Annotated in this window: 17 protein-coding genes; 9 read left to right on the forward strand and 8 right to left on the reverse strand. The window is 56.9% G+C overall.

Annotated features, from left to right (window positions below; all coding sequences use genetic code 11):
• Positions 1–16: 16 nt before the first annotated feature.
• The gene (locus tag WJU22_RS10925; protein ID WP_341843272.1) at positions 17–982 is read right to left on the reverse strand and encodes an ROK family protein; all 966 of its coding nucleotides are present in this window, start codon (positions 980–982) and stop codon (positions 17–19) included.
• Complete coding sequence (locus WJU22_RS10930; protein WP_341843273.1) at positions 954–2582, reverse strand: MFS transporter; 1629 nt, start codon at positions 2580–2582, stop codon at positions 954–956. Before WJU22_RS10930 ends, WJU22_RS10925 begins: the two co-directional genes overlap by 29 nt.
• A gap of 186 nt (positions 2583–2768) precedes the next feature.
• On the opposite strand from WJU22_RS10930, the gene WJU22_RS10935 reads away from it, so the two are divergent.
• Both WJU22_RS10935 and galK read left to right on the forward strand, forming a co-directional pair.
• Positions 2769–4070: a sugar MFS transporter gene (locus WJU22_RS10935; RefSeq protein WP_341843274.1), complete on the forward strand. Its 1302-nt coding sequence runs from the start codon at positions 2769–2771 to the stop codon at positions 4068–4070.
• A gap of 141 nt (positions 4071–4211) precedes the next feature.
• Entirely contained in the window at positions 4212–5378 is a 1167-nt protein-coding gene (gene galK / locus WJU22_RS10940; RefSeq protein ID WP_341843275.1) for a galactokinase, read from the forward strand.
• Positions 5379–5445: 67 nt separating this feature from the next.
• Here the strand turns inward: galK and porV are convergent, their stop codons facing one another.
• The 6 genes from porV to WJU22_RS10970 form a co-directional block, all read right to left on the reverse strand.
• Positions 5446–6549 carry a type IX secretion system outer membrane channel protein PorV gene (gene porV, locus WJU22_RS10945; protein ID WP_341843276.1) on the reverse strand — a complete coding sequence of 368 codons (1104 nt, stop codon included), beginning with the start codon at positions 6547–6549 and terminating at the stop codon, positions 5446–5448.
• 44 nt (positions 6550–6593) lie between these two features.
• Entirely contained in the window at positions 6594–7004 is a 411-nt protein-coding gene (locus WJU22_RS10950) for a T9SS type A sorting domain-containing protein (RefSeq protein WP_341843277.1), read from the reverse strand.
• Positions 7001–12016 carry an MBG domain-containing protein gene (locus WJU22_RS10955; RefSeq protein ID WP_341843278.1) on the reverse strand — a complete coding sequence of 1672 codons (5016 nt, stop codon included), beginning with the start codon at positions 12014–12016 and terminating at the stop codon, positions 7001–7003. The genes WJU22_RS10950 and WJU22_RS10955 overlap by 4 nt, the downstream gene beginning before the upstream one ends.
• Positions 12017–12095: 79 nt before the next feature.
• Positions 12096–13424, reverse strand: coding sequence for a RagB/SusD family nutrient uptake outer membrane protein (locus WJU22_RS10960; protein ID WP_341843279.1), 1329 nt, complete (start codon positions 13422–13424; stop codon positions 12096–12098).
• Positions 13425–13438: 14 nt separating this feature from the next.
• Positions 13439–16291 carry a SusC/RagA family TonB-linked outer membrane protein gene (locus WJU22_RS10965; protein ID WP_341843280.1) on the reverse strand — a complete coding sequence of 951 codons (2853 nt, stop codon included), beginning with the start codon at positions 16289–16291 and terminating at the stop codon, positions 13439–13441.
• A 431-nt stretch (positions 16292–16722) separates the two neighbouring features.
• Positions 16723–18120, reverse strand: a complete 1398-nt coding sequence (locus tag WJU22_RS10970) for a Gfo/Idh/MocA family protein (protein ID WP_341843281.1) — start codon at positions 18118–18120, stop codon at positions 16723–16725.
• A gap of 224 nt (positions 18121–18344) precedes the next feature.
• Here WJU22_RS10970 and WJU22_RS10975 point away from each other — a divergent pair, with 224 nt between their 5' ends.
• The 7 genes from WJU22_RS10975 to argB all read left to right on the forward strand — a co-directional run bounded on the left by WJU22_RS10975 (position 18345) and on the right by argB (position 26734).
• Positions 18345–20372: an alpha-L-fucosidase gene (locus WJU22_RS10975; protein ID WP_341843282.1), complete on the forward strand. Its 2028-nt coding sequence runs from the start codon at positions 18345–18347 to the stop codon at positions 20370–20372.
• Positions 20373–20769: 397 nt separating this feature from the next.
• The gene (locus WJU22_RS10980) at positions 20770–21555 is read left to right on the forward strand and encodes a GNAT family N-acetyltransferase (protein ID WP_341843283.1); all 786 of its coding nucleotides are present in this window, start codon (positions 20770–20772) and stop codon (positions 21553–21555) included.
• Positions 21556–21604: 49 nt separating this feature from the next.
• Entirely contained in the window at positions 21605–22801 is a 1197-nt protein-coding gene (locus WJU22_RS10985) for an argininosuccinate synthase (RefSeq protein WP_341843284.1), read from the forward strand.
• A 5-nt stretch (positions 22802–22806) separates the two neighbouring features.
• The gene (argC, locus tag WJU22_RS10990; RefSeq protein ID WP_341843285.1) at positions 22807–23781 is read left to right on the forward strand and encodes an N-acetyl-gamma-glutamyl-phosphate reductase; all 975 of its coding nucleotides are present in this window, start codon (positions 22807–22809) and stop codon (positions 23779–23781) included.
• A 66-nt stretch (positions 23782–23847) separates the two neighbouring features.
• Positions 23848–24984, forward strand: coding sequence for an aspartate aminotransferase family protein (locus WJU22_RS10995; protein ID WP_341843286.1), 1137 nt, complete (start codon positions 23848–23850; stop codon positions 24982–24984).
• Positions 24984–25937 (forward strand): acetylornithine carbamoyltransferase, encoded by a 954-nt coding sequence (locus WJU22_RS11000; RefSeq protein WP_341843287.1) that lies wholly within the window; start codon positions 24984–24986, stop codon positions 25935–25937. Before WJU22_RS10995 ends, WJU22_RS11000 begins: the two co-directional genes overlap by 1 nt.
• Complete coding sequence (gene argB / locus WJU22_RS11005; protein ID WP_341843288.1) at positions 25937–26734, forward strand: acetylglutamate kinase; 798 nt, start codon at positions 25937–25939, stop codon at positions 26732–26734. Before WJU22_RS11000 ends, argB begins: the two co-directional genes overlap by 1 nt.
• Positions 26735–26738: the final 4 nt, after the last annotated feature.

A 26738-nucleotide genomic window follows, 5' to 3' on the forward strand; every position in this document is an offset into this window, starting at 1 on the left:
AAAGGTTATGTCACTGTTAATCTTTCATTTCCCAGGCCATGGCGCTGGCGCCGAGAATGGCGGCGTCGCTTTCCTTGAGCTCGGAGAACAGCAATTTAACTTTATTCTGGAAGATGGGGAGCAGGTTTACTTCCATGTGCTCGCGAACGGGGCGCATGATAAGGTCGCCTGCCTGCGTCAGGCCGCCGAACAGCACGATGGCTTCGGGGCTGGAGAACATCACGAAGTTGGCGAGCGCTTCCCCGAGTACCTTACCGGTGAACTCGTAGATCTCGATGGCCAGTTTATCGCCTTTGATGGCGGCTTCGTAAATGAGCTTGGAATCGATCTCCTCGCGGCTGTGGTTGCGAAGCATGGAATCCAGTTCCGGATGGGCTTCGAGCAGTTCCAGCGCGGTATTGGTAACACCGGTTGCGGAAGCGTACGATTCGAGGGAGCCACGGGCGCCGGTGCCAGGATGGAGACGGCCGCCGGGCACTACGATCACGTGGCCGAGCTCGCCGGCGAAGCCGTCGTGGCCATAGATCAGCTGTCCGTTAGCGACGATGCCGCTGCCTACGCCAGTGCCGAGCGTGATGGTGATAAAGTCTTTCATGCCGCGGGCGGAGCCGTAGGTCATTTCACCGAGGGCGGCCGCGTTGGCGTCGTTGGTAAGGACCGTGGGAAGGCCGAAGAGGTCTTCCAGCATTTGCGCCAGGGGCACGATGCCTTTCCAGCGCAGGTTCGGAGCGTATTCGATGTTGCCGGTATAGTAGTTGCCGTTGGGGGCGCCTACGCCGATACCGCGGATGTTTTCGATGCCGCCGACCTGTTCGATCAGTTTGGTGAGCCGCTGGTGCAGCTCTTCGAGAAACATGGTAACTTCTTCGTGTGCTTTGGTTGACATGCGGTCCTGGCAAAGGATGTTGCCACGACGGTCTACAATACCGAATTTAGTGTTCGTTCCACCGATATCAATGCCCACCGCTAGTTGCTGACTCATAGTCTATTCCTTGGGATTTTAAAATTGATTTTACGCGTAATGCAAAGAATGCCAGGTATGCGAAGCATGCCACCGGCACGATATAAGACGTGTGAATGCCGATCGAGTCTGCGATACCGCCCTGTAACGGGGGAACCAGCGCGCCGCCGAGGATCATCATGATGAGGAACGACGAGCCCTGGCCGGTATATTTACCCAGGCCGGCGATCGAGAGGCTGAAGATGCAGGGCCACATCACCGAGCAGAACAGGCCGCCGCTGATGAATGCGAACGTGGCCACCTGGCCGGTCGTGAACAGGCCGATGATCATGGCCGCAACGCCCATCACACCGAAGGTGAGCAGCGTTTTGGCCGGCTTTTCCTGACCGTAGAAGAAACCCAGGATCTGGATCACGATACAGATCGCGAAGGGGTACAGGATGGTAATGTCGTTCCCTTTCATGGCGTTGGCACCGAGGATGACGGCGTAAGCGATGAAAGGTACTACAACCGACAGCACCTGGCGGGCGATTTTCGAGATATTGAACACGCTGATGGCGCCCGTCCACCGGCCGATCATCAAACCGCCCCAGAAGATCGAGATATAGGGGCTGATCTCGGATTCATGCAGGCCTTCCGGCGTGAGGAACCCGGGTGTTTTCAGCAGTTCGCCGAGGTTGGAGGAAGTGCTCACTTCCACGCCTACATACACGAAGATGGCGATCATCCCCATGATAAGCTGCGGATATTTCATGGCGCCCCATCCGTCGCCGTTGGAGCGGGCCGTGAACTGGCTGTAGAAAAGGATTACCAGGATACCTACGATCCCGGCGATGAAGTAGGGCAGGGGGTGGGTGGTAACGCCCGTCCCGATGGCGATCACGACGAACATCAGGGTGATGCCCAGCAGGGAGCGCGTAGCCTTGGGGGAAGATTCGAAATGATCGTCTTCCGTGCCCTTCGGCATTTTGGTAGCTGCGAAAATACCTGCCGCTGCGAGGAAGAGGCCTACGAGCGTGAGGTACAATACGTTGATCTTGCTGATATCGGTGTCTCCGGAATCGCCGCTCACTTTAGCGGAGCCGAACAGGAGGATGGATACGATGATGGGGCCGATGGTAGTGCCGAAGGAGTTCACACCGCCGGCGAGATTGAGCCGGTGCGCGCCGCCGGCGGGGTCGCCCAGGAGGATGGCGAAGGGATTGGCGGCCGTTTGCTGGAGCGAGAAGCCGAGGGCCACGATGAAGTAGGCGCCCAGGATCAGGTAGAAGGCTGCGGTTTTGTCGGTCATGCCCAGGCCGAGGTTCACGGCACCGATAGTGGCGGCCGCGCCTACGCCGGAAATGATCAGGCCATATATGATCCCTTTCTTGAAACCGATACGGTTCAGGATGTCGACCCCTTTCATGGCAGAAAGGAGGTACAGGATGAGAGACCCTACGAAGTAAGCCCCGTAAAATGCGAAGTCGATGAGCTGCGACTGGATTTGCGTCAGCTCGAAGTGCGCTTTACAGAAGGGAATAAGTATACTGTTGGAGGCCGCTACGAATCCCCAGAAAAAGAAAACGAGGACCAGTACGGAAAACGACGGATGCGTACCCTGTTTTTGTGGCGTGGACATATACCGTTAAATTTTGGTAAAATTAGGGTCTAAATGTATAATTATTTTTTTGAGAAAAGGTCAAAAAGAAACCGGAACAGCTTATTTTTTTACATTGCTCAAACGTTTTAGCTAATATATTTATGAATTTAGCGAATTGTTCATTATGTTCGTGGCTATTCTTTGAACAATCAACCTTTGTCATTCATGAGTAATCAGACAGCTGCAGCTCCTCCCGTGGCCGCGCAACGTAACAACTACGCCCAGGCGATGGTGATCATCGCGGCGCTATTCTTTATTTTCGGCTTTGTGACCTGGCTGAACTCCGTACTGATCCCGTTCCTGCAACAGGCCTGTGAATTGACGGACACCGTAGCTTACCTCGTTACTTTCGCCTTTTATATTTCATATGTAGTGATGGCGATCCCTTCTTCCGTGATCCTCAAGAAGATAGGCTTCCCCAAGGGCATGTCGCTCGGGTTGCTGATCATCGCTGCCGGTTCGCTCATCTTCATTCCCGCGGCGCAGATGCGTTCGTACCCGCTGTTCCTGGTCGGGCTTTTCACCCAGGGCACCGGCCTTGCGCTCCTGCAAACCGCTTCCAACCCTTATGTTACGATCCTCGGCCCCATCGAAAGCGCCGCTAAACGTATTAGCATCATGGGTATCTGTAATAAACTGGCCGGCATCATCGGTATTTTCGTGCTGGCGAAGCTGCTGTTCAGCGACACCGAAGCCGTTTCCGCCAAAATCGCCACCCTCGTGGGCGCAGAGCGCGAAGCGGAGCTCGACCTGCTGGCCGGCCGCCTCGTAGTTCCTTACGCTGTTATGGCTGGTGTGCTCGTGCTGCTCGCCATTTTCGTTCGCCGCTCCCACCTGCCTGAAATCAACCAGGACGAAGACGCCGCCCAAGCCGGAGGCGCAGACAAATACGGTCGCAAATCCGTGTTCGACATTCCCTATCTGCTGATCGGCGTACTGAGCATCTTCCTCTACGTTGGCGTGGAAGTACTGGCGATCGATACCCTCACGAACTATGGAACTTACACCGGCCTGGCGAAAGACGTGGCCTCCCACCTCGCTATCTACTGCCTGTTCGCTTTCGGCGTAGGCTATATGCTCGGCGTGGCACTGGTGCCCAAAGTCCTGTCCCAGAAAAACGCACTGATGATCTGCGCGATCATGGGCATCGTATTCACTGCCGGCGCGCTGCTGACCAGTGGTATGACCTCCATCGTCTTCATCATTCTCCTCAGCTTCGCCCATTCGCTCATGTGGCCTGGCATCTGGCCCCTGGCGATCGATAAGCTCGGTCGTTTCACCAAAACCGGTTCCGCATTACTGGTAATGGGTATCGGCGGTGGCGCCATCCTGCCGCTGATCTACGGTGCCATCGTAGACGCCATGGGCGGCAACCGCCAGATCCCCTACGCGATCATGATCCCCTGCTACCTGGTGATCCTGTATTTCGCTGTAGCCGGTCACAAAAAAGGACTGCCTGCCAAATAAGCCTGGTAAAGATATAATATGGAAAGCCCCCGGAGACCGCAGTCCCGGGGGCTTTTCCTTTCCCGCCAACCCCTCCCGGCCAACAATTTTCAGAATTCTCCGCCTTTTTATTATTTTTAGGTGTAAAATTTACCCTTATAAATGATCGCAACAGCCACAGCCGAGTTCCGCAAGCGTTTTAACCGGGAGCCCCTCATCGTCAGCTCCCCCGGAAGGATCAACCTCATCGGAGAACACACCGACTATAACGAAGGGTTCGTGTTGCCCGCCGCCATCGACAAGCGTATCGTGTACGCCATTGCACTGAACGGTACAGACACCTGCAACGCCCACGCCCTGTTCAACGGCGAAACACAGTCTTTCTCCCTCGAAAACATCGAGCCCGGCGGCGATTGGATCAATTATATCAAAGGCGTAGTGTACCATTTGCAGCAACAGGGGTACGATGTGAAAGGGTTCGATTGCGTCATCACCGGCGATATCCCCATCGGCGCAGGCATGAGCAGCTCCGCCGCTGTAGAAGGTGGCCTGGCCGTAGGGCTCGACCATCTCCTGAACTTCAACCTTTCCCGCATGGAAATGGCCCGCATCGGTCAGTTGGCGGAACATACCTTCCCGGGTGTGAAATGCGGCATTATGGACCAGTTCGCGAATCTGCACGGCCGTAAAGACAGCGTCATGCTGCTCGATTGCCGCAGCCTCGATTATCAATATTTCCCCTTCCGGTTTTCGGACGAAGTGAAAGTGGTGCTGGTGAACTCGATGGTCCACCATTCCCTCGCATCTTCGGAATACAACGTTCGCCGCGCGCAGTGCGAAGAAGGGGTGAAGATCCTGCGGGATGTGTACCCCGGCATCAACAGCCTCCGCGATCTCACGTCGGAACAGATCATCCAGCAAAAACATATACTGCCCGCCAAAGTGTACGACCGCTGCCTCTACGTGACCCAGGAAAACGAGCGGGTAGAAAAAGCCTGCGCACATTTACAACGCAACGAGCTGAAAGAAGCCGGCGCGCTCATGTTCGCTTCCCACGAAGGATTGAGCAAACTCTACGAAGTATCCTGCCCGGAGCTGGATTTCCTGGCCCAGCTGGCCGCGCAACGCCCCGAAGTGGCCGGCGCGCGCATGATGGGCGGTGGCTTCGGCGGATGCACCATCAACCTCGTTCAAACAGACAAAGTCGGGGATTTCTGCGATTTCGTGCAGGAACAGTTCCGCCAGCGTTACGGCGTTTCGCCGGAGATCTATATTACTTCCATCGAAGACGGCGCCAAAGTCCAGTTGACCGCCGAAGCCGTGGCATAAAAATCTTCCGGGCAACAAAAAAGCCGGCTGCACATCGCGGCCGGCTTTTTTATGTATAAAAGTCGCATTAACGTGGCGCTGCAAAATCAACGGTGAGGCCGATGCGCAGGGTGTTGGACAGCGGGTTGCGGTTGGTGCCGTTGCCGGTTGGCACCAGGTACGACAAGTTCATGCCCACCATGCGGTAGCGACCGCCGATGCCGGCCGTGATCTCGTGCACGCTGCCTTCGCGCTTCTTGCCGGAAACATAACCCAGCCTTGCGCTGAACGCATTCCGGAACGAATATTCCGCGCCGCCCGAAAAGCGCCAGGTATTGTTGCTGAAAGATTTGAACCAGGCTTCCATGGCGCCCGTTTCATAATATTCCTTCACGTCGGTCATCTTCGGTACCATCAGTTTATTCACTTCCGCGCCCAGCATCAGTTTATGATCTTCCTGCATGGCGAAGGTGTAAGCCGCGCCCAGGCCGAGGTTCGCGGGAAGGAACTCCTTCTGGTCGGAATCGCCGCGGTAAGCAATGCGCGAACCGAGATTGCTCAACGCCAGGCCCGCCGTAAAACCCTGTCCTGCATCGTTCAACCCGGAATAAAACAACGAAACGTCGCCCGCTACGGCCGTGGCGGCTTTGTAGCGTACCGCGTTCAGGTTGCCGCGCACCAGGCTGGAGTTGATGTAGCGGAACGCCACGCCGATGCCGAAACGGTCGGTCAGCTTGCGCGCATACCCCACGTCGAACGACATTTCACGGGGATACGAAGTTTTCAGCAACTGGCCGTTATGGTCTGTCAGCGGCAGGTTGCCCAGGCTGAAATAGCGGATGTTGGCGGAGATGGCCTGTTTGTCGTCCAGTTTGTAATACCCGCCGGCATGCAGGAGGTACACGCTTTCGGTGATGTCGCGCAGCCATGGGCTGTAATTCACGGCCAGCGATCCCGTGCTGTCGGCGAAGGGCGTTTTGGCGAGGTTCCACAGGCCGCTGTTCGCATCCGGACTGGTGGCGAGGCCCATATTGCCCATACCCGTCGAACGCGCATCCGGTGCAATGCGAAGGAAGGGAACGGCGGATGAGGTGATATCGACGGTATTGTTCGTTGATTGTCCGCTGGCGGCGCCGGCGCAGGTAAGCAGCAGCGCAGCGATCGAATGGCGGAACAGGTGTATCTTTTTCATGTATCTCTTTTTGAAGCCGGGCCACGCGGGCCCGGCTATTTGTTTTAGTTAATCGCTACGTTTTGGGTCAGCTTGATCTTGTCTCCCAGTACCTGCAGGATGTACATACCGGTCGGGATGTTGGAAACATTCAGTTGGAAAGTATTGTTCCGGTTGTCGAGGCTGATGTATTCATGATACACGCGTTGGCCGGAGGTGGAGAAGAGCATGATGCTCGCTTTTTGTCTTTCCATGACTGTAACGTTTACCTGCAGCGTGTTGCGGCTGCTGGCCCAGGCTTTCACGATGTCTTTCGGTTTTTCCGTCACCCTGAGCACACCGGCCACGGTAGTGATGTTGTAGTTACGGTCGATGCCGGTGGTGATGGTGATGGGATAGCTTCCTGCGCGGCTGTATTCCGTGGCGGCCGTCCGCAGGATCACGGGAGCCGTGAGCGCGGAGGGGCCTTCGTTCAATACAAACCCGATGTAAGTCGCGTTGAGGGCCGGGTTGGCGGCGCCAACTTCCTGGTTTTGTCGGCGGCCCTGATCGTCAATGGCGCTTTGGCTACCGTGAGCGTCCGGGTAACGGGCGTTGCGGGCAGCCATTCGTTGTTGCCGGCCTGGCGCGCCGTGATCACGGCGGTGCCTGCGCCTACGATGTGGAGCTGGCCATTGATGATGGTGGCCACGTTCGGATTGCCGCTGGTATACGTCACGGCCAGGTTCGAAGACGCGCTGGCACCCGCCGCGAAGTCGCCGTCGCCGTAGGTTTTCGGCGCGAGGTTCGGGAAGGTGATGGTTTGCGTCCGTGAGCGCGGCGTAACGGTCAGCGTGCCTGGAACGTAGGTCAGCGTATAATTGCCGGAAGCTGCGCCGGTCGCGGTGATCGGGTAGTTGCCGGGCGTGGAGTTGCGGTCGGCGGTAGTGGAAACGATGGGCGCGGTTTGCAGATCGCTGGCGTTGTCACCATTCACGAAACCGGTGTAACGAACGGTCAGTGGCGGATTGTCGGTGCCCTGGACTTTCGTCTTATCCTCGGCGGTGACGGTCAGCGAAGCTTTGGCGATGGCGAAGCTGTGAATGGCCGGTGTAGCGGCTTCCCAGTTGTTGTCGCCGGGCTGCTCTGCCCTGATCCGCGCGGTCCCTGCTTTGAGGATGCGGACCGTTGCGCCGGTAATTGCTACGATATCCGGCGTTTCGCTTACAAAACGAACGGGCAGATTGGAAGTGGCGGCGGCGGTCAGCGCGAAATTGGCGTTGCCGTACACTTTATTGGCAGGTGCGGTAAACTGGAGCTGCTGTGCGCGCCGCGTGATGGTAAGATTGGCTTCGGTGTAGCTGAACTGGTAATTTTCAGCCGTGCCACCCGTCAACCGGATGCGGTAAACGCCCGCGGGCGATTGCTGGTTGGCCGGAGTGTTGACGATCGGCGCGGTCAGGATTACGCCTGCGTTTTCCCCCTTCACGAAACCTGTATACCGGATATCGATAGCGGGCATGGGATCGAGGTATACCTTGCTGGCGTTCTGCGGGCTGGCGGTGATGGTTGCCTTGGCGACCACGACCGACCGGGTTACCGCTGTTGCGGGCAGGTAGTCGTTATTGCCGTCCTGTTCCGCGCGGATGGTGGCCGTGCCGGCTTTGAGGATGTGTACCTGTCCGTTCACGATGCTGGCCACCGCAGGCGTGAGCGAAACGAGGCGTACCGCGAGTTGCGAGGAGGCGGTAGCTCCCGCCGCAAAGTCTGCGTCGCCGTACGTTTTGGCGGTGATCAGCGGGAAGGTGATGTTTTGCGTTTGTTTCGGTTTAGCCGTTACCGTGAGCGTACCGTTTACGTACTGCATGGTGTAGTTGGCGGCTGCTGCGCTTCCCGGGAAAATGGGGTAGCTGCCGGCCGGCGTGCTGGTGGTAACCGCAGTGGTGGGCGTGGCCCTTTGCGTGAGGACGTTCACCGTTTCATTTTTTACGAATCCGGTGTAAGTCACGGTGAGCGCGGGATTGGTGGCGCCTTCCACTTTGGATTTATCGTCTGCCTTCACTTCCAGTGTAGCGCGGCGCACCACGAAAGTGCGGCTCACGTCCAGCGCAGGATCGAAGTCGTTGTCTCCGGCCTGGCTGGCGATGATCACAGCATTGCCGGAACCGAGGATGGTGACCTGCCCGTTGGTAATGGAAATAACGGCAGGGGTGGTTGTCCGGTAGGTGACGGGGAGCTGGGAGCTGGAAGTGCCGTCCAGCAGGATGTTCGCATCGCCATAAGTTTTATCGGCGATGGGCGTGAAGGTGATCGTTTGCGATTGTTTGGGGCGCGGCTGCACGAGCAGCGTGCCTTTGGTCATGGTAATCGCATAGTTCGGCGATGTGGCGCCGGTAACGGTAATATCGTACGTGCCGGGAGCGGGGGTGTTGCCGGCTGTGGAGGCCAATACGGCGGGCGTTGTCAGCACCGTGGGCTGTTCGCCATACACCAGGCCGATGTATTTCGCCGTGAAGGCGGGAACGGCCTGCCCCTGCGTCATTGTTTTATTTTCAGCGAGGATAGCCAGGTCGGCTTTGTTGACGGTAACGGTGATGGATACCGGCGGCGCGTCTTCCCAGGTCTGGTCGCCGGGACAGTTGGCGGTGATCCGTGCCGTGCCCGTGCCCTTGATCTGCAATTCCCCGTTCACGATCTGCGCTACACCGGTGTTATCGCTTTGGTAGAATACCTGCAATTGCGAGCTGGCGGTTGCGCGGAGGGCAACTGGCACCATGCCGTAGCGAAGCGCGGCGAGAGCCGGGAAGGTAATGGTTTGCGGCTTGCGCGGCGGCGGCTTGATGGTAAGGATGCCGGGGATATGGGTGATGGCGTAATTCGCGGCCTGGGCGCCGGAGATGCTGATGGTATAATCGCCCGGTGCGTCGCCGGTTTTGGCGGTGGTGCCCAGTTTTGGCTGGGTTTGCAGTACCGCGCTCGTTTCACCCAGCACGAATCCGGTGTAGGTAGCGGTAAGCGCCGGAATGGCGGCGTTGAAATCGATAGACTGGTTATCTGCCCGGATGGTCAGCGGCGCGCTGCCGATGCGGAGGGTTTTGCTCACGGGCGTGGCCGGTGCATAGGTGGCGTCTCCGTCCTGTTTTGCCGTGATGGTGATGGTTCCGGCTTTGAGGATGTGGACTTTCCCGTTAACGACTTCCGCGTATCCGGCGGTACTGAATTCATACGATACGGGCAGGTTCGAGCTGGCGGTGGCCTGCGGGTCGAAGTCGGCATCGCCGTATGTCAGTGTGGGAAGATCGGGGAAGGTGATGGTCTGCGTAGTCCCGGTTGTGGTGGCCGATCCCCGCAGCGGCGGTGTCGTGTAATAATAGAGGTTCGGCAGCATTTCGTACACGGCGAAATGATAGTTGGTACCAGCCGTGAGGCCGGTGGCCGTGAACTCGCCGTTCGAAGTATATCCCAATACGAAATTCCCGTTGCCGAGGGAGCTTCCGGTGCCGTAGCCGGTTCCATCCTGCGGGTTCGCATCCACCGGTGCACCGATCTTGTAAACCACGAGCCTCCGCGCTCCACCACCTACGGTGAAGTTCAGTTTCATGGTGGTATGTGCGATGTCGGTGAAGGTGAGGTTGCTCGCTTGCGGGCGGGCGTAATCGATGGTAGTGCCGCTGCCGTCGGTCATGGGATCGGCGGTGTAATAGAAAGGTTCCCCGTTGATCTCGTTATAGTTGATCACGCGGAAATGATAGGTGGTATTGGGTTCCAGGGTGTTGACGGTGGGAGCGTTCCAGGTGTCTGCATGAATGACGAACTCACCGGGAGCGATCTCTTCGCCGTCTGCCCATTTCCAGCTGGGCCGGTATACTTTTTTGTCGACGGGGACTGCCGTAACGGGGGAGCCCTTCTTCCCGATCACCAGCAATTTCGTTCCGTTCCCCATGTTGCAGTAAACGCGCAGGGAGCTGATGGCGCGGCTGTCGATCTGAAGGCCGGAGGGGTGCGTCGTCGGTTTTGCCTGGGTAGTGGCGCTGAATGTGGCTGCGGGCTTAAGGTACATGGGGTTCACGGTGCCATTCGCTTCGTACAGGGCGAAGTGATAGGTGACGCCTGCCTGCAGTTGGTATACCGTGGTCTGCGTGTACGCGCCCCAGCTCATCACGTAGTTGCCGTTCCCGATCTGTTGGCCGTACCCGAAGCTGGGATTGGCGGCATAAGCCTGAAACTCGTCTGGGGTAATATCCACAGGCGAGTTCGCTTTCGCGATGAGAAGGCGGTTGGCGCCATCACCCTTCGTCCATTTGAGGGTGAGCTGAAAAGCGCGGATATCATCGGCCGAAATGGCGGTAGGGCCGGTTGTAGGCGTAGTGAGCGTTTTAGTGGAACCTTCGCTGAACGCGGATGTGAGGTAATCGGGCGTGCTGGCGTCTTCATATTCGAAGGCGCGGAAATGGTACATGGTGCCCGGTTCCAGGCCGGTCACCGTTCCCAGCCAGTCTGTTCCGGCATACACAACGAATTCGTCCGTCCCGAGCTTCGAGCCCTGGCCGAACACGGCGTTGGCCGTATAGGTAACGCCATCCTGCGGAACGGTGGTTACCGCAGCGCCTTTGCGGCCGATGACGAGGCGTTTGCTACCGTTCCCCGCAGGGAACAGCAGGCGGAACTGTTTGGTGTCGTGACTGTCGGAATACAGGTTGGTAGGTGGCTGTGTGGGTTCCGACGGCGTTTTGAAAGACCCCGTGGCGGCGGGCCTTGTATATGCGGGCGCATTGAAACCATTATACTCGTAAATGGCCACATGATAGGTGGTGTTGTTCTTGAACCCGTAAATGGTCTGGGTCTGCTGTGAACCATACCAGTTGTACACCACGTAGTTCCCGGTGCCTACCTGGTGCCCGTTACCGAAGGTGTAATTGGGATTGTAGAATTTGAATTCATCCGGGGTCGCGTCCACCGCACTGCCTTCCCTTACCACGATGATCCGGCCGTAGCCGTTCCCGTTCGTCCAGTTGAAAGTAGCCTTGCTGCCTGTCAGGTTGGTGAAGGTAAGTGTGGAGGCCTGCTGTGTGGGAGGCGCCATGGTGGCTTTGCTGCCGGTAAGGAAGCCGGAATTCAGGTATTCGGTCGTAGTGCCGGTACCGTTATATTCGAACACGGCGATGTAGTATTCCACACCGGATGTCAGCCCTGTCAGGCTGATCTGGTTGATATTACCGTCGCCGATCACGTATTCACCGGGTTTGATGGCCTCTCCCTGCCCGAAAGCGGCATCGGCGGTGTACGTTTTTCCGTCTTGCGGACGGGCAGACACGGGCTGGCCCGCCCGGGCGATGACGATGCGCCGCGCGCCGTCGCCACGCGTCCAGTAGAAGTTCAGATAATTCCCTTCAATGCCGTTCCAGACAACATTGGTGGATGGCAGCGTAGGCGCTGCAGCATGTGTTTCCGTGAGGCTGCCGAACAGCAGCAGCACCAACGGGAGGATCCGTAGTAGTAGATGCTTCATGAGAGATGTGTTTGACTGGGGTTATGGCAGAAGGCTGCACGGGGGCAGCCTTCTGTGTTAATCGTTAATATTTTCAGGATCAGCGGTTGGCTTCTGCTTCCGGCAGCGGAAGCTCTTTCCATACATTATCGTCGGGCCGGTCGATCGGCAGCTGTGCCAGCCTGTTGTACCGGCGCATGTCGATCCAGCGGTGGCCTTCTCCCCAAAGGGAATAGCGGCGTTGCTTCAGCATTTCGTTGATCACTTTGTCTTTGGTGTCCAGGTCGAGGCGGGCGGTCAGGCCGTGTCGCGTGCGGATGATGTTGAGCGCATCTGCGGCGTTGGCGAGTTGGTTGCTTTGCGCTGCCGCTTCTGCGTAGATAAGGATCAGCTCTTCGTTCCGGATGATGGGGAAGGGCGATTCGAGAGACGCGCTGATGGGGAAATCGCGGGGGCTTTCAGGAAGATCGTCTACCGAAAGCGGTGTGGCGCGCGGCGCACTGGCTTTGTTGATCCGGTCGTCTCCCGCTTCCAGGTCCAGCGCGAAGCTCGGGTGGATGAGCCGGATGTTGGCGTCAGACATGTTATTGATGAACACATCGTTTTCCTCGTCGCCGCTGGCGGAAGAATAAAGGTGTTTAGGCCCGGTGTTCAGATTGGCGCCGGCCGTCTGGTCGATGAAGCTGGCGGTGAGGGCCGTGAGCGCGGCGCCCCATTGTTCGCGGTAAACAGCCACCCGGGCGGCAAGCGCGCGGTTGAACTTGCGGAAGCCGGCCACATCGTCGAAACCTTCAAATCCCGACGAAAGCTCAAACTCGAATTCAGCGCTGTTCAGCAGTGTGTTGGCGTCGTCCAGCAGTTTGGCGATGCCTTCCAGGGCTTGCGCGCGGTTAACTTTGGGGCCGGGATTGTTGGGGTCGGTCACCTCCAGCCTGAGCCCATTGTCATAGCTGAGGTTCAATACCATCAACAGCTGGTGGGCCATGATGGTTTTAGCGTAAGCGTTGTATCCGTTGCGCTGCTGGTCGCGGGTGAGGGCTTTGGAATTCTTTACGCCTGTCATCAACAGGTTGCAGGTTTTGATGGTGTTGTACCGCATGGTCCAGGGCGTGCTGGCGAGGAAGTCGGCGCCGCTGATCACGAGCGATCCTTTGCCGAGCATGGAGCCCGAAAGCCGCGGGTCTGTCGTTGAATAACGGAAGAACTCCCGGCCGATAGACCCGGTAATGTCGATATACAAACCCATCCGGCTCCGCATCGATGCTTCCACGCCGGTCACCAGGTTGTTCAATTCGCCGATCGTGGGGTTCTTGGTGATCTCCTCCATCGTAGGCGCGTTAGGGTTGGGGATCGCTTCGTTCTTGCATGCGCTGAATGCCAGACCGGCTGCGATGATAGATATGTAAAGGCTATTCTGTTTCATCTTCATTTTCAGCTTTTGAATTAAAAATTAACGGCAAGGTGTAACTGGAAACGCTTGGACGGCGGATAAGGCGCCACGTCGATGCCGGTCCCGAAAGTGGTACCGAAGTTGGACACCTCAGGGTCATAACCGCTGTAGTCGCTGATGGTCAAAACGTTGTTGGCCGAAGCGCCGATCTGCAGGTGCTCGATGCCTTTCCATTTCAACGGCACACGGTAAAACAGCGCGATCTCGCGGAGGCGGAGGTAAGTGCCGTCTTCGATGTACTGCGTTACGTCATCCTGGCGGGCAAGACCTTTCCGCACGCCTTTCTCGTTCAGCTCATCCCAATCTTTCGACATACGGCTGCCATCTCTCAGCAGGCGTGTCAGGTTGATGTTGTCGCCGCCTTTCTTGTAATGCAACAGCGCGCGGAAGGTGAAGTTCTGCAGGAAAGTCACTTCGTTCGTCCAGTTCGCCTGGAAGTCGGGCTCGGAATTGCCGACAGAAGACAGCTGGCCGTCTGCGTTGTTGATCTTGATCTGCGTTACCGGTTTGCCTTTCTCGATGTAGTAAGTGCCGTAGGTATTGCCGAAGCCGTCGCCCTGGTCGAAGGTGGGCACGTCCAGCGTCAGCACTTTGGAGCGGTTGAGCCAGAAGTTCGCGCCGGTAGACCAGCGGATGGCGCGCACGCTCACCGGCGTGGCGCGCACGGAAAGCTCGATGCCGCGGTTGCGCAGCGATCCGCCGTTGATCCATTTGGTGGCAAAGCCGGTGGAAGAAGGCCAGTCGGCCGCTACCAGCAGGTCTTTGATGACTTTGTTATAGAAAGTTCCCTCGAAAGTGAGCCTGCCGTTAAACAGTGCGATGTCTACACCGCCTTCCAGCTCCGTCTGCCGTTCGGAATTGATGTCGGGGTTGCCGAGCGTGAGGCTGGTGCTGGTGCCGGGAAGCCCGCCGATGTTGCTGCCGGGCATGAGGGTAAAGCGGCTGTTGAAAGTGGGGAAGCCGCTGCTCTCGCCATAAGCCACGCGCAGCTTCAGGTCGGAAAGAATGGAACTGTTCCAATCGGCCATCCGCGTGATATTCCAGGACACGTTGGCTTTGGGGTACAGGTTGTATTTCTTGTGGTCACCGTTGTTGGTCGATTTGTCGAGACGCAGGCCGGCCGTTACGTTCAGGAATTCGTTGAAGGCAAATTCTTCCTGGAAGAAAAAGCCATCGTTCCGGTACGATTGCCGTGTTTGCTGGGCGCGCACCTGTGCGGCTTGTCCCTGGCCGGTTTGCGAGCCGATGAGCCTTTGCGCCAAACTGATGAGCTGGTCGTAATTGCCGTATTCGTGCGTAATACCGAGCGTGGTGGTAAAGATGCTTTTGCCTGCGCCCGGCGTGAAGGTGTTCACGAGGAAGCCGGCCCAGCTGGTGTTGATGTCAAAAATATTTCCCTGGATGTTCCTGCCGCCGGTTTCGCCTTCGATGTTGAGGATCGCGGGGAAAAGCAGGGAGGTTTTGGTATTGTAGAAATCCACCCCGGCGCGGCCGATGAAGCGCGTTACCGACGATTGCGATTGCTGGAGCAGTGCTTCTGCGTTCAGTCCGTTGATGGTACGGTTCACCTTTTCATTGTTCTTCATGTGCGCGATGGTCTGCAGGAAGTTGGGGACCCCGGGGTCGGGGAAGTTGCCCTGTGCGTCTGCGTGCAGCTCCCGGTAAGGGATCGCGCTGGTGAGGCCGCCGCCAACGGTAATGCCGTTGTTGTCGTTATTGAACAGGCCGCGGTCGGCTGCCGTGTTCATGTAAGAGCTGGAAAGGCTGAATTTCAACCGGTCGGAAACGCGGTGGTTGATGTTGAAACGGATGCTGTTGTTGGAATAGCCGGTGTTGTCGACGATACCATCTTCTTTCCGCATACCGCCCGAAATATGGAACTGCGTTTTTTCATTACCGCCGCTTACGCTCAGGTTGGTGTTGCGGAGGAAACCCTTGTTCCCGAACACTTCCTTCTCATAATCGTACAAACGGCCGTTCGCTTCGGCGGTCCTCCAGCGGTTGATGTTCCAGCGGCGGGCCGTGAGGTCTGCGTCAGACAGCTCGAGGTCGGTGCCCAGCAGTTTGATGGCCGACGATTGGCCGATATCCTGGTTGAATGCGAACCGGGTTTTACCGGCGCGGCCGCGCTTGGTGGTGATGATCACCACACCGGCGGAGGCCTGCGAACCATAGATCGCGGAAGCGGAAGCGCCTTTGAGGATCTCCACATTTTCGATATCCGCGGGGTTGATATCTGCGATACGGGATGTGGAGTTGTCTTGTGTTGACGTGGCGCTGCCGCCCGGAGAAGCCAATGTTACGGCGTTGAGGCCGGTAGAGCTGGCGCGGTTAGACACCACAACGCCGTCGATCACGAACAGCGGCTGGATCGTTCCATAAATAGAGGATGCACCGCGCAGTTTAAAGGAAAGGCCGCCGCCCGGTGCGCCGGAGTTAGCCACGATGTTGGCGCCGCTGATCTTCCCGCTGAGCGCCGCGTCGAAAGTCTGCGCAGGCGCCGCGCCGGTCAGCTCCTTGGCGGAAACGGTAGACACGGAGTTGGCCGCATTCCTCCTTTTAACCGTGGTAGCCAGGCCCGTCACGATCACTTCGTCGAGCTTGGCGATGTCGTCTTCCAGTACCACCTGCAACGGTTCGGCAGGATTGGCGGCAACGGTGACAGATTTGAAACCGGTAAAATTGATGGTGAGTTTGGTACCGGCGGCCACGTCCAGTTCGAACCGGCCTTCGGCATTGGTAACCGCGCCCTGGCGGCCTTTCTGCGCTACCACGCTGGCGCCCGGTAACGGATTTCCGGCCACATCCGTGACCCTCCCCTTAACGGTTTGATTTTGTGCTTGCATGACAAGCGGAAGTAACAGGCATAAGAGTGATAGGATGCCTTTGAGCTTTTTTCTCATTTGCGTTTGTTTTGATTGAAGCGATGAATCGTTTACCCGTGTATAGCTTGTGTGATTGCATGATTAGGGTGCATGGTCCTTTCGTATTGGCTGATATTTATCCTTCAGGGTCAGATTGATTTGTAAATGTAATCCCCGCCCCGCCTACGGGAATTTGCGGCGGATGCGAGTTGCGGGATGAATTGACTGAAGCGGCGGATTTGATGGCTGAAGAGGGCCGGCGCGCAAACGAGGGATAGGGTATTTGACGTTTCGTCCGTCAAAATGAAGGGCTTATCGTTAATAAAACATCGTTAAAGCGGCATTTCGCCGGAAATGAAAAAGCCCCGGCAAAATGTGCCGGGGCTGTCTTTCAATATGTTAGCTGTTACGGATCAGTACTCTCCGTTCAGCGCGAAGTTCGGTTTGCGGTTGATCCACTTGCCACGCGTAAAGTCGGGGATGTATTGAACGCTCCCTCCCTCCAACACGCTCTGCTCGCTCAGCGGGGTGATCGCATACCAGGTAGCCAGGTCGTACACGTCCATCTGGTAATCCGTTCCGCGCTTGATCGATTCGATGAAGGAATTGATGACGAACCAGTCCATACCGCCATGTCCCGCGCCGGAAGCGTCGTTACCATAGCGCTTCCACAGCGGGTGGTCGTATTTGCCCATGTAGCTCTCCGGATCTTTCTCGCTGCCGGCCTTTTCCCAGCTGTGCGGCTTGCTCGTTCCTTCGATGTGGATGCTGTCGAAATCGTCCATCCACAGCCCGTTCGTTCCCTGTACGCGGAAGTTCAGCGAATAGGGGCGGGGGAGGTTCGTGTCGTGGGACAGCAGGATGGTTTCGCCGTTATTGGTCTTGATGAGCGTGCTCACGATATCGCCCAGCTTGAATTCCACTTTGGCGTTCGGGTGATTGGGCCCGCCCTGCGGATGGTCTACGATATATTTGTGGAGCCCGCGCGATTTGGTGGCTACGCTCGTGAGCGACAGCAGCCTGTTGCCGCGGTTGGTGTTGATCATGTTGTTCACCGGCCCCAGCCCGTGCGTGGGGTACAGATCGCCGTTGCGGTGCACGCTGTGGTTGGTGCGCCATTTCGCTTCCGAAAGGCCCTTCTCCCCGAATTCCACGCCGCCGCCGTAATACTGCTTGCCGTCGTTGAACTTCACGGCGCGGAGATCGTGCTGGTAGCCACCCTGGAGGTGCACCAGTTCACCGAAAAGGCCCTGGCGTACCATGTTCAGCACGGCCAGCACATCGCGGCGGTAATTCACGTTTTCCATGCCGAACACCGGGATGCCGGTAGATTCGGAAGTGTTCACCAGCTCCCAGCACTCCTGGATATCCGCCGCACCGCAAACTTCCACGGCCGGCGTAACGCCCGCGCGCATGGCGGCTACGGCCTGGATGGTATGCCATTCCCAGGGCGTGGCGATGATCACGGCGTCGATGTCGCCGCGCTTGAGGAGGTTTTTATAGTCGTGCGGCCCATTCGTGTATTCCGCTACCTTGCGCTTGGCGCCGTACGCGGCCTGGATTTCCTTGCGGACCAGCGGCATGGCGAAATCGTTGTCCGGGTCGGCAACGGCAACCACGTCTACGTCACTGCGCTTGAGGCACAGCTTCAGGTGCTCGATCCCGCGGGCGCCCACGCCGATCACGCCCAGTCTTACTTTTTCTTTCTTGATCCCGGCGAAAATGCGTGCCGGCGTATTCATCAAACCCAGGCCCACTCCTGCGGCCACGGTGTTGCGGAGAAATTTTCTGCGATGCAATGGCTTGTTCATATCAGCTCGATTGTAATAAATAAAGAGTAACGGGATACAATGTAGCGTTTTCAGGCAAAACACTTTCCACCGGATAGGAAAATTGTGACATTCGTGTGATGGACGGCAAATCCGGAAGGCTGTTCCCATAGTATTTTCTCATTCTTTTTCATGATATTGACAATGTTCGCGAAATGCGCGCCGGATACTTATTTTGAGGGATATCACGTCTACAAACCCGAATTATGAAAAAAACGATACTTCTCGCACTCCTGCTGGCCGGGAGCAAAGCGTGGGCGCAGCCGGAAATCAAACCGGTGGGGGCTTTGCCTTCGGCTGCACAGGTGAAATGGCAGCAGCTCGAATATTACATGTTCATCCATTTCGGCCCGAACACCTTTACTGACAAGGAATGGGGGCATGGGGACGAAGACCCCAAAGTCTTCAATCCCACCGAGCTGGACGCGCGCCAGTGGGCCCGCACGGCGAAACTGGCGGGAATGAAAGGCATCATCATCACAGCCAAGCACCACGACGGGTTCTGCCTCTGGCCCAGCGAATTCAGCAAGCACACCGTGCGCGAAAGCGCCTGGAAAAACGGGAAGGGCGACGTGCTGGCGGAACTTTCCGCCGCCTGCCGCGAATACGGCCTGCTCTTCGGAGTGTACCTTTCGCCGTGGGACCGCAACCATCCGGCCTACGGGACCCCGGAATATAACCAGGTGTTCGCCAACCAGCTGAAGGAAGTACATACTAAATATGGAGACGTGTTCGAACAGTGGTTCGACGGCGCCAACGGCGAAGGCCCCAACGGCAAAAAACAGGTGTACGACTGGAACCTGTTCGAATCCACCGTTACCAACATCCACCCCAACGTGATCTTCTTCAGCGACGCCGGCCCCGGCTGCCGCTGGATCGGGAACGAAAGCGGATATGCCGGCGTTACCAACTGGAGCACGCTCAACCGCGCCGATTTCAAACCCGGCATGGGCGGCATCACCGAAACGCTGAATAAAGGGCAGGAAGACGGCACGCACTGGGTACCCGGTGAAGCCGACGTGTCTATCCGCCCGGGATGGTTCTATAGCGCCGCTACCGATGGCCAGGTGAAAACGCTGCCCCATCTGCTCGACATTTACTATGGTTCCGTTGGCCGCAATGCCAACCTGCTGCTCAATATCCCGGTAGACCGCCGCGGGCGCATCCATGCCAATGACTCTACCCGCCTGATGGAGCTGCGCCGCGCGCTGGACGCCGATTTCAGGGAGAACCTGGCCCGCAAGGCCCGCATCGCCGCCACCAACACCCGCCAGGGCAATACCATGATCAGCGCGGTTTACCTGGCAGACGGGAACTACAATACCTATTGGGCCGCAGCCGATGGCAAAACCACCGGGGATATTACCCTCAGCTACGCCAACCCGGTGACGTTCAACCGCGTTTCCGTGCAGGAATTCATCCCCCTGGGCCAACGCGTACGGGCGTTTTCCGTGAGCGTGCTGCAAGGGAAGGAATGGAAAGAGATCGCGCGGGAAACGACCATCGGCTACAAGCGCATCCTGCGCCTGCCGCTGACTACCGCCAAATCCATCCGCATTTCCATCCTCGACGCCAAGGCGAGCCCGGTGATCAGCGAAGTTGCGCTGTTCCGCGCGCCCGAACTGATCGCCGATCCGGAAGTGAGCCGCGATAGAAGCGGGATGGTGAGCATCAAAACGCAATCCCCCGACCCCGTGATCCATTACACGCTCGATGGTTCCGTACCCACAACGGCATCGCCTAAATACGAACAGCCGTTTTCCATGCCGGGAGCCGGCACCGTGTCTGCCAAAGCGTTCGTGAACAATGGGAAGGAAGGAAGCACGGTGATCGACGCCGTTTTCGGGATCGCGCCCGCCGGATTTAAAGCCGTAACGCCCGGCGCCGATGCGGCGATCGACGCTTCCCGCCGTGCCTGGACCACCAAGGAGAACGCCTATCCGGCAGAACTGGTGATAGACCTGGGCAGGGAGCAGGAGGTGAAAGCCTTCTCCTACACGCCGAATACCCATGGCGGCATCGTGTACAAATATGCGCTGTATGTCAGCAAAGACGGAAAGGAGTGGGGGAAACCCGCGGTGGAAGGTACATTTGCCAATGTTTTGAATAATCCGATCCCTCAATACATAAAACTTTCATCTCCAGTCACTTGCAAGTATATTAAGTTCGTTGCCCTGGAGCCGGCAGACCCGAAGGATACGCGTGTGTCCGTGTCGGAACTGGAAGTCTATTAATCCGGCCGGGCCGGACGATCGGAATGGAAGGGAAACTCAGGCTGGGCCTGGGTTTCCCTTCTTTCGTCAATGTCAAAAAAAATCGGTTGCATATGTAAATATGTTATAACTTTGCAGATACTTTAAAACTAAAGACACTTTTTTATCACAATTTAACGTCGAACTGAAGTTGGAATATACCGCGACCCATACCAACGTACTCGCTTTTCACCCGTCTCTCGAAGAGGGTGTTTATGCTATTGGGTTTCCTGTCTTTAGATATCTTTCCCGACGACCTCGTATTTGATAGCGGCCACACCCCGGTCGTATAACCCATCCATGGCACCTGTCATGGGCCCATCCCGGCAATGGGAACCTCCAATCAATTTATTGCATCACAATTTTCAATTGTAAAAAGTTGGAAAACAAAGATATCATCGTTCGGGCAGCTACTGCCGACGATAAGCATTATGCTAATACCATCACCGACGAGATGGAGGCTTCTGCTAAAGCGCGTGGGACCGGCATTGCCAAGCGTTCCCCGGAATACGTGCAGCTGAAAATGGACGAAGGAAAGGCCGTTATCGCGCTCACCGCATCGGGTGAATGGGTCGGGTTTTGCTACATCGAGGCCTGGGGGCACGAGAAGTTCGTCGCCAATTCCGGCCTGATCGTAAACCCCGCATTCCGCGGTCATGGCGTGGCCAAAGCCATCAAGGAAAAGATCTTCGAACTGTCGAGAAAGAAATACCCCGACGCCAAGATCTTCGGGCTCACCACCGGCCTCGCCGTAATGAAGATCAACTCCGACCTGGGCTACGAGCCCGTTACCTATTCCGAGCTCACCGACGACGAGGAGTTCTGGAAAGGCTGCCGCAGCTGCGTGAACTACGAAGTGCTCATGTCCAAAAACCGGAAAAACTGCCTGTGCACCGCCATGCTGTACGACCCGGTAGAGAAAGCGAAGGAGATCGAAGAGCGGGCCGCCAAACTGCTGGCCGCCCAACAGGCCCAGCCTGCCGTCAAAGCAGCGGCCGTAGCCGTGGAGCCGCCATCCCGGAAACGGAAATTTAAAGGAAACTTTTCCCTGTTCGAGCGGTGGATGCGGTATAAAAAATACATCTTGCTGAAGGCAGCCCGGAAATCGGGCAGCGGAGGCGCCGGAGCTTCCCGGAAAAGGTTCTTCCTTTTCAGCTGGCTCTGATCCAATTAGAAACTATTTACGAATTACCAAATACAAGCAAAAAATTACCATGAGAAAAGTTGTACTGGGTTTCAGCGGAGGATTGGATACATCGTACTGCGTGAAATACCTGACCGAAGAAAAGGGTTATGAAGTACATTCCGTGATCGTGAATACGGGCGGTTTTACTGCGGAAGAACTGCAGGAGATCGAGAAACGCGCCTACAGTCTGGGTGTGAAAAGTCACAAGGCCGTAGATGCGGTTCGCTCTTATTACGATAAAGTGATCCGCTACCTCGTATTTGGTAACGTTCTCAAAAACAACACCTACCCCCTCAGCGTGAGCGCAGAGCGGATGAGCCAGGCCCTCGCCATCGCCGAATACGTGAAGGAAGTAGGCGCAGACGCCGTGGCACATGGTTCCACCGGCGCGGGCAACGACCAGGTACGGTTCGATATGATCTTCCACATCATGATCCCCGGTGTGGAAATCATCACCCCCATCCGCGACCTGAAACTCTCCCGCGAAGAAGAAATTTCCTATCTCCAGTCCAAAGGCGTGGAAATGAACTTCACCAAAGCGATGTACTCCATCAACAAAGGTATCTGGGGTACATCCGTGGGCGGTAAGGAAACGCTGACCTCCAACGGCATGCTGCCGGAAGAAGCCTGGCCCACACAACTCACTAAAAACGATCCCGAGCAGGTACAACTGACTTTCGAGAAAGGCGAACTGACCGGTGTTAACGATAAAAAATTCGATCACCCGACAGCCGCGATCGTATACCTGCAAAGCCTGGCCGGCGGTTTCGCCATCGGCCGCGACATTCACGTGGGCGATACCATCATCGGCATCAAAGGCCGCGTAGGCTTCGAAGCCGCCGCGCCCATGGTGATCCTCAAAGCGCACCACGCCCTGGAAAAGCACGTGCTCTCGAAATGGCAGCTCACCTGGAAAGACCAGCTGGCTACTTTCTACGGCAACTGGATGCACGAAGGCCAGATCCTCGACCCCGTTATGCGCGACATCGAAGCGTACCTCCAGCACAGCCAGGAAAACGTGACCGGTAAAGTGTTCGTAACATTGATGCCGTACCGTTTCCAGGTAACGGGCATCGAATCGCCGTACGATCTCATGAGCAGCAAATTCGGCAAGTATGGTGAAATGAACAGCGGATGGAGCGGCGAAGACGTGAGAGGCTTCAGCAAGATTTTCGGTAACCAGACCATGATCTGGAACCAGGTTAACGAATCCAACAAAAAATAAAAGGCATGAAAACGAGAAAGGCAGGCATTATCGGCGGGGCGGGATACACTGGCGGCGAAGCCATCCGGCTGCTGCTCAACCACCCCGATGTGGAACTGGCATTCGTTCATTCCCGCTCCAACGCGGGCAATCCGCTCCATGCCGTTCACGGCGACCTCCTCGGCGAAACAGACCTGCTGTTTACCGGAGAGATCGATAACTCCGTGGACGTGATCTTCCTTTGCCTCGGCCACGGAGAATCCAAAAAATTCCTCGAAGCCAACGATATCGCCGCATCCGTGAAGGTGGTAGACCTCAGCCAGGATTTCAGGCTGGGAGAATCCGTAAAAGGCCGCGAATTCGTGTACGGCCTGCCCGAAGCGAACCGCGACGCCATCCGTTCCGCCTCCAACATCGCCAATCCCGGTTGCTTCGCCACGGCCATCCAGCTCGGATTGCTGCCCCTGGCGAAAGCAGGGCTCCTCACCGAAGTGCACACCACCGGCATCACCGGCTCCACCGGCGCCGGCCAGAGCCTCCAGGCCACGTCGCACTTCACCTGGAGGGCCAACAACATCTCTACGTATAAAGTATTGCAGCACCAGCACCTGAAGGAAATCCGACGAACCCTGCAGGCCATACAGCCTGCTTTCGGCGGAGGTGTCCACTTCGTGCCCGTTCGCGGGGATTTCCCGCGCGGCATCTGGATCACTTCCTACCTGGACTGCAACCTTTCGCTCGACGAAGCCTACGCCCTGTATGAAGCGTATTACGAAGGCCACCCCTTCACCCACGTCAGCCGCAAACAAATCGACCTCAAGCAGGTTGTCAACACCAATAAAGTGCTCGTACAGCTGGAAAAACAAGACGGCAAACTCGTCATCCATTCCATCGAAGACAACCTGGTGAAAGGCGCCTCAGGGCAAGCGGTCCAGAATATGAACCTGATGCTCGGCCTCGAAGAAACGGCCGGCCTCAAACTGAAATCCATCGTATTCTAAACACCTTAGCTGCAAATTGGGGCCACCAGGCTCCATTTGTCAACTGAAAAGTCAAACGATTACAAAATGAAGTTATTCGACGTATATCCGGTTAACGATATCACCATCACCAAAGCGGAAGGCTCGCATGTCTGGGATGACCAGGGCAACCAATACCTCGACCTCTACGGCGGCCACGCGGTGATCTCCATCGGTCACACCCACCCGCATTACGTGCAGCGGCTGACCGACCAGCTGAACAAAGTAGGTTTCTATTCCAACTCCATCCACATCCCCCTGCAACAGCAGCTGGCGGAAAAGCTGGGCAAGGTGTCGGGGAAAGAAGACTACCAGCTGTTCCTCGTGAATTCCGGTGCGGAAGCGAATGAGAACGCGCTGAAACTCGCGTCTTTCTACAACGGTAAAAAGAAGATCATCGCTTTCAAAAAAGCTTTCCACGGGCGGACATCGCTCGCCGTGGCGGCTACCGACAATCCGAAGATCGTGGCGCCGGTGAACGAGACCGACAATGTCGTGTTCCTTCCCTGGGAAGATCTCGCTGCGCTGGAAGCTGCTTTCGATAAATATGAAGTGTCTTCCGTGATCATCGAAGGCATCCAGGGCGTGGGTGGCATCAACGTGGCGTCGGCAGCTTTCCTGCAGAAGATCCGCAGCCTGTGCGATCAGCACAACGCCGTGTTCATCGCGGATTCCGTGCAGTGCGGATATGGCCGGAGCGGTAAATTCTTCAGTCACGACCATGCCGGCGTGAATGCGGACATCTATACCATGGCCAAAGGCATGGGCAACGGTTTCCCCATCGGCGGCATCATCATCGCCCCCAAATTCCAGCCGAGCTACGGCATGCTGGGCACCACTTTCGGCGGTAACCACCTGGCATGCGCGGCGGCGCTCGCGGTGCTGGAAGTGATCGAAAAGGACCACCTCATCGCCAACGCGGAAAATGTGGGCAATTACCTCATGGACGAACTGCGGAAATTCCCCGAAGTGAAGGAAGTGAGGGGCAAGGGCCTGATGATCGGGATCGAACTGCCGGAAGAACTGGCGCATGTAAGAAAAGAACTGCTCTTCAAATACAGGATCTTCACCGGCGAAGCCAAGCCGAACGTCATCCGCCTGCTGCCTTCGCTGGCGCTGACGAAAGACCAGGCCGATCAGTTCTTAACCGCATTCAAACAAGCTTTAAAACCGGTACACGCGTAATGAAACAGTTTATTTCCGTGGAGGATGTGCCTGGCGTGCCACAAATGGTGGATATCGCGCTGGATTACAAGAAAAATCCTTTCAAAGAAAAAGGCCTGGGGGAAAATAAAACCCTCGGCATGATATTTCTCAATCCCAGCCTCCGCACCCGCCTCAGTACGCAGGTAGCCGCGCGGAACCTGGGCATGGAAGTAGTCGTGTTCAATATCGATAAAGAAGGTTGGGCGCTGGAAATGAACGACGGCGTTGTCATGAACGGCAATACCACCGAACACGTGAAAGAAGCCGCCGCCGTGATGGGCCAGTATTTCGATATCCTGTCCATCCGCACCTTCCCCGGACTGAAGAACAAGGAAGAAGACTATACGGAAAAATATATCAACCAGTTCATCAAATACGCCGGCAAACCGGTGATCAGCCTGGAAAGCGCCACCCTGCACCCGCTGCAGAGCCTCACAGACGCCATCACCATCCGCGAACAGTGGAACCAGCCGCGCAAGCCGAAAGTGGTGATGACATGGGCGCCCCACGTAAAACCGCTCCCGCAGGCCGTTCCCAACTCCTTCGCGCAGTGGATGAACGCCTGGGACGAAGTGGATTTCTCCATCGCACATCCCGAAGGCTACGAGCTCGACCCGAAATTTTCCGGCAACGCGAAAATTTATCACAACCAACAGGAAGCGATGGAAGGGGCTGATTTCGTGTATGTGAAGAACTGGTCGTCTTACACCGACTACGGCAAGATCCTCAACTCCGATCCCGCCTGGATGGTGACCAACGAGACGCTCAAAAATACCAGCAACGCCAAAGTCATGCACTGCCTGCCCGTTCGCCGCAACGTGGTGATCGCCGACGAAGTGCTCGACGGGCCGCAGTCGATCGTGATCCCCGAAGCGGGCAACCGCACCTGGGCCGCGCAGGCCGTGATCAGTGAAATCCTAAAAAACCGCTGATGGCTGCAAAAGAAAAAGTATTCGTCGTGAAAGTGGGCGGGAATGTCATCGACAATCCCGCCCTCCTCGATACGTTCCTCGCCGATTTCGCTAAAGTTCCCGGCAGAAAGGTCCTCATCCACGGCGGCGGAAAAATCGCTACCCGGATCGGGGACAAGCTGGGCATCGAATCGAAATACCTCAACGGCAGAAGGATCACCGACGCCGAAACGGTAGACGTGGTAACGATGGTCTATGGCGGCCTCGTCAACAAACAGATCGTCGCCAAACTGCAGGCCGCCGGCGCCAACGCCATCGGCCTCACCGGCGCGGATGCCAACATCATCCCCGCAGTGAAGCGCCCGGTCAAAGACGTCGATTATGGTTTCGTGGGAGACATTCCCGCCGGCACCGTGCAGACCGCTCCGCTGCAACTCTTGCTGGACGCGGGCCTCACACCGGTACTGTCTCCGCTCACGCACGACGGGAAAGGACAAATCCTCAATACCAACGCCGATACCATCGCCTCTTCGGTGGCCGTGGCCCTCGCTTCGCATTACGACGTTCGCCTGGTTTTCTGTTTCGAGAAGAAAGGCGTGCTGCGCGATGCGAACGACGATGATTCGGTGATCAACCTGATCAACCAGGACGTGTACCGCGAGCTACTGGCCGCCGGCGCACTGTCTGACGGCATTCTCCCCAAACTGGAGAACGCCTTCGCGGCCATCGGGAACGGGGTGAAAGAAGTGCTGATCGGCCATGCGGACGATCTGCGCCGCAACACCTCCGACGCCGTGGCCGGTACCTTAATATGCTGACTAT

This window comes from Chitinophaga caseinilytica, from assembly GCF_038396765.1.
GTDB classification, from domain to species: domain Bacteria; phylum Bacteroidota; class Bacteroidia; order Chitinophagales; family Chitinophagaceae; genus Chitinophaga; species Chitinophaga caseinilytica.

What these genes read in the sequence shown, in the direction of transcription:
- WJU22_RS10985 (WP_341843284.1), top strand. Translation starts at nt 21,605, where the DNA reads ATGAGAAAAGTTGTACTGGGTTTCAGCGGAGGATTGGATACATCGTAC.
- WJU22_RS11000 (WP_341843287.1), top strand. Translation starts at nt 24,984, where the DNA reads ATGAAACAGTTTATTTCCGTGGAGGATGTGCCTGGCGTGCCACAAATG.
- WJU22_RS10975 (WP_341843282.1), top strand. Translation starts at nt 18,345, where the DNA reads ATGAAAAAAACGATACTTCTCGCACTCCTGCTGGCCGGGAGCAAAGCG.
- WJU22_RS10955 (WP_341843278.1), bottom strand. Translation starts at nt 12,016, where the DNA reads ATGAAGCATCTACTACTACGGATCCTCCCGTTGGTGCTGCTGCTGTTC.
- WJU22_RS10930 (WP_341843273.1), bottom strand. Translation starts at nt 2,582, where the DNA reads ATGTCCACGCCACAAAAACAGGGTACGCATCCGTCGTTTTCCGTACTG.
- galK (WP_341843275.1), top strand. Translation starts at nt 4,212, where the DNA reads ATGATCGCAACAGCCACAGCCGAGTTCCGCAAGCGTTTTAACCGGGAG.
- WJU22_RS10995 (WP_341843286.1), top strand. Translation starts at nt 23,848, where the DNA reads ATGAAGTTATTCGACGTATATCCGGTTAACGATATCACCATCACCAAA.
- WJU22_RS10960 (WP_341843279.1), bottom strand. Translation starts at nt 13,424, where the DNA reads ATGAAGATGAAACAGAATAGCCTTTACATATCTATCATCGCAGCCGGT.
- WJU22_RS10970 (WP_341843281.1), bottom strand. Translation starts at nt 18,120, where the DNA reads ATGAACAAGCCATTGCATCGCAGAAAATTTCTCCGCAACACCGTGGCC.
- argB (WP_341843288.1), top strand. Translation starts at nt 25,937, where the DNA reads ATGGCTGCAAAAGAAAAAGTATTCGTCGTGAAAGTGGGCGGGAATGTC.
- argC (WP_341843285.1), top strand. Translation starts at nt 22,807, where the DNA reads ATGAAAACGAGAAAGGCAGGCATTATCGGCGGGGCGGGATACACTGGC.
- porV (WP_341843276.1), bottom strand. Translation starts at nt 6,549, where the DNA reads ATGAAAAAGATACACCTGTTCCGCCATTCGATCGCTGCGCTGCTGCTT.
- WJU22_RS10925 (WP_341843272.1), bottom strand. Translation starts at nt 982, where the DNA reads ATGAGTCAGCAACTAGCGGTGGGCATTGATATCGGTGGAACGAACACT.
- WJU22_RS10935 (WP_341843274.1), top strand. Translation starts at nt 2,769, where the DNA reads ATGAGTAATCAGACAGCTGCAGCTCCTCCCGTGGCCGCGCAACGTAAC.
- WJU22_RS10965 (WP_341843280.1), bottom strand. Translation starts at nt 16,291, where the DNA reads ATGCAAGCACAAAATCAAACCGTTAAGGGGAGGGTCACGGATGTGGCC.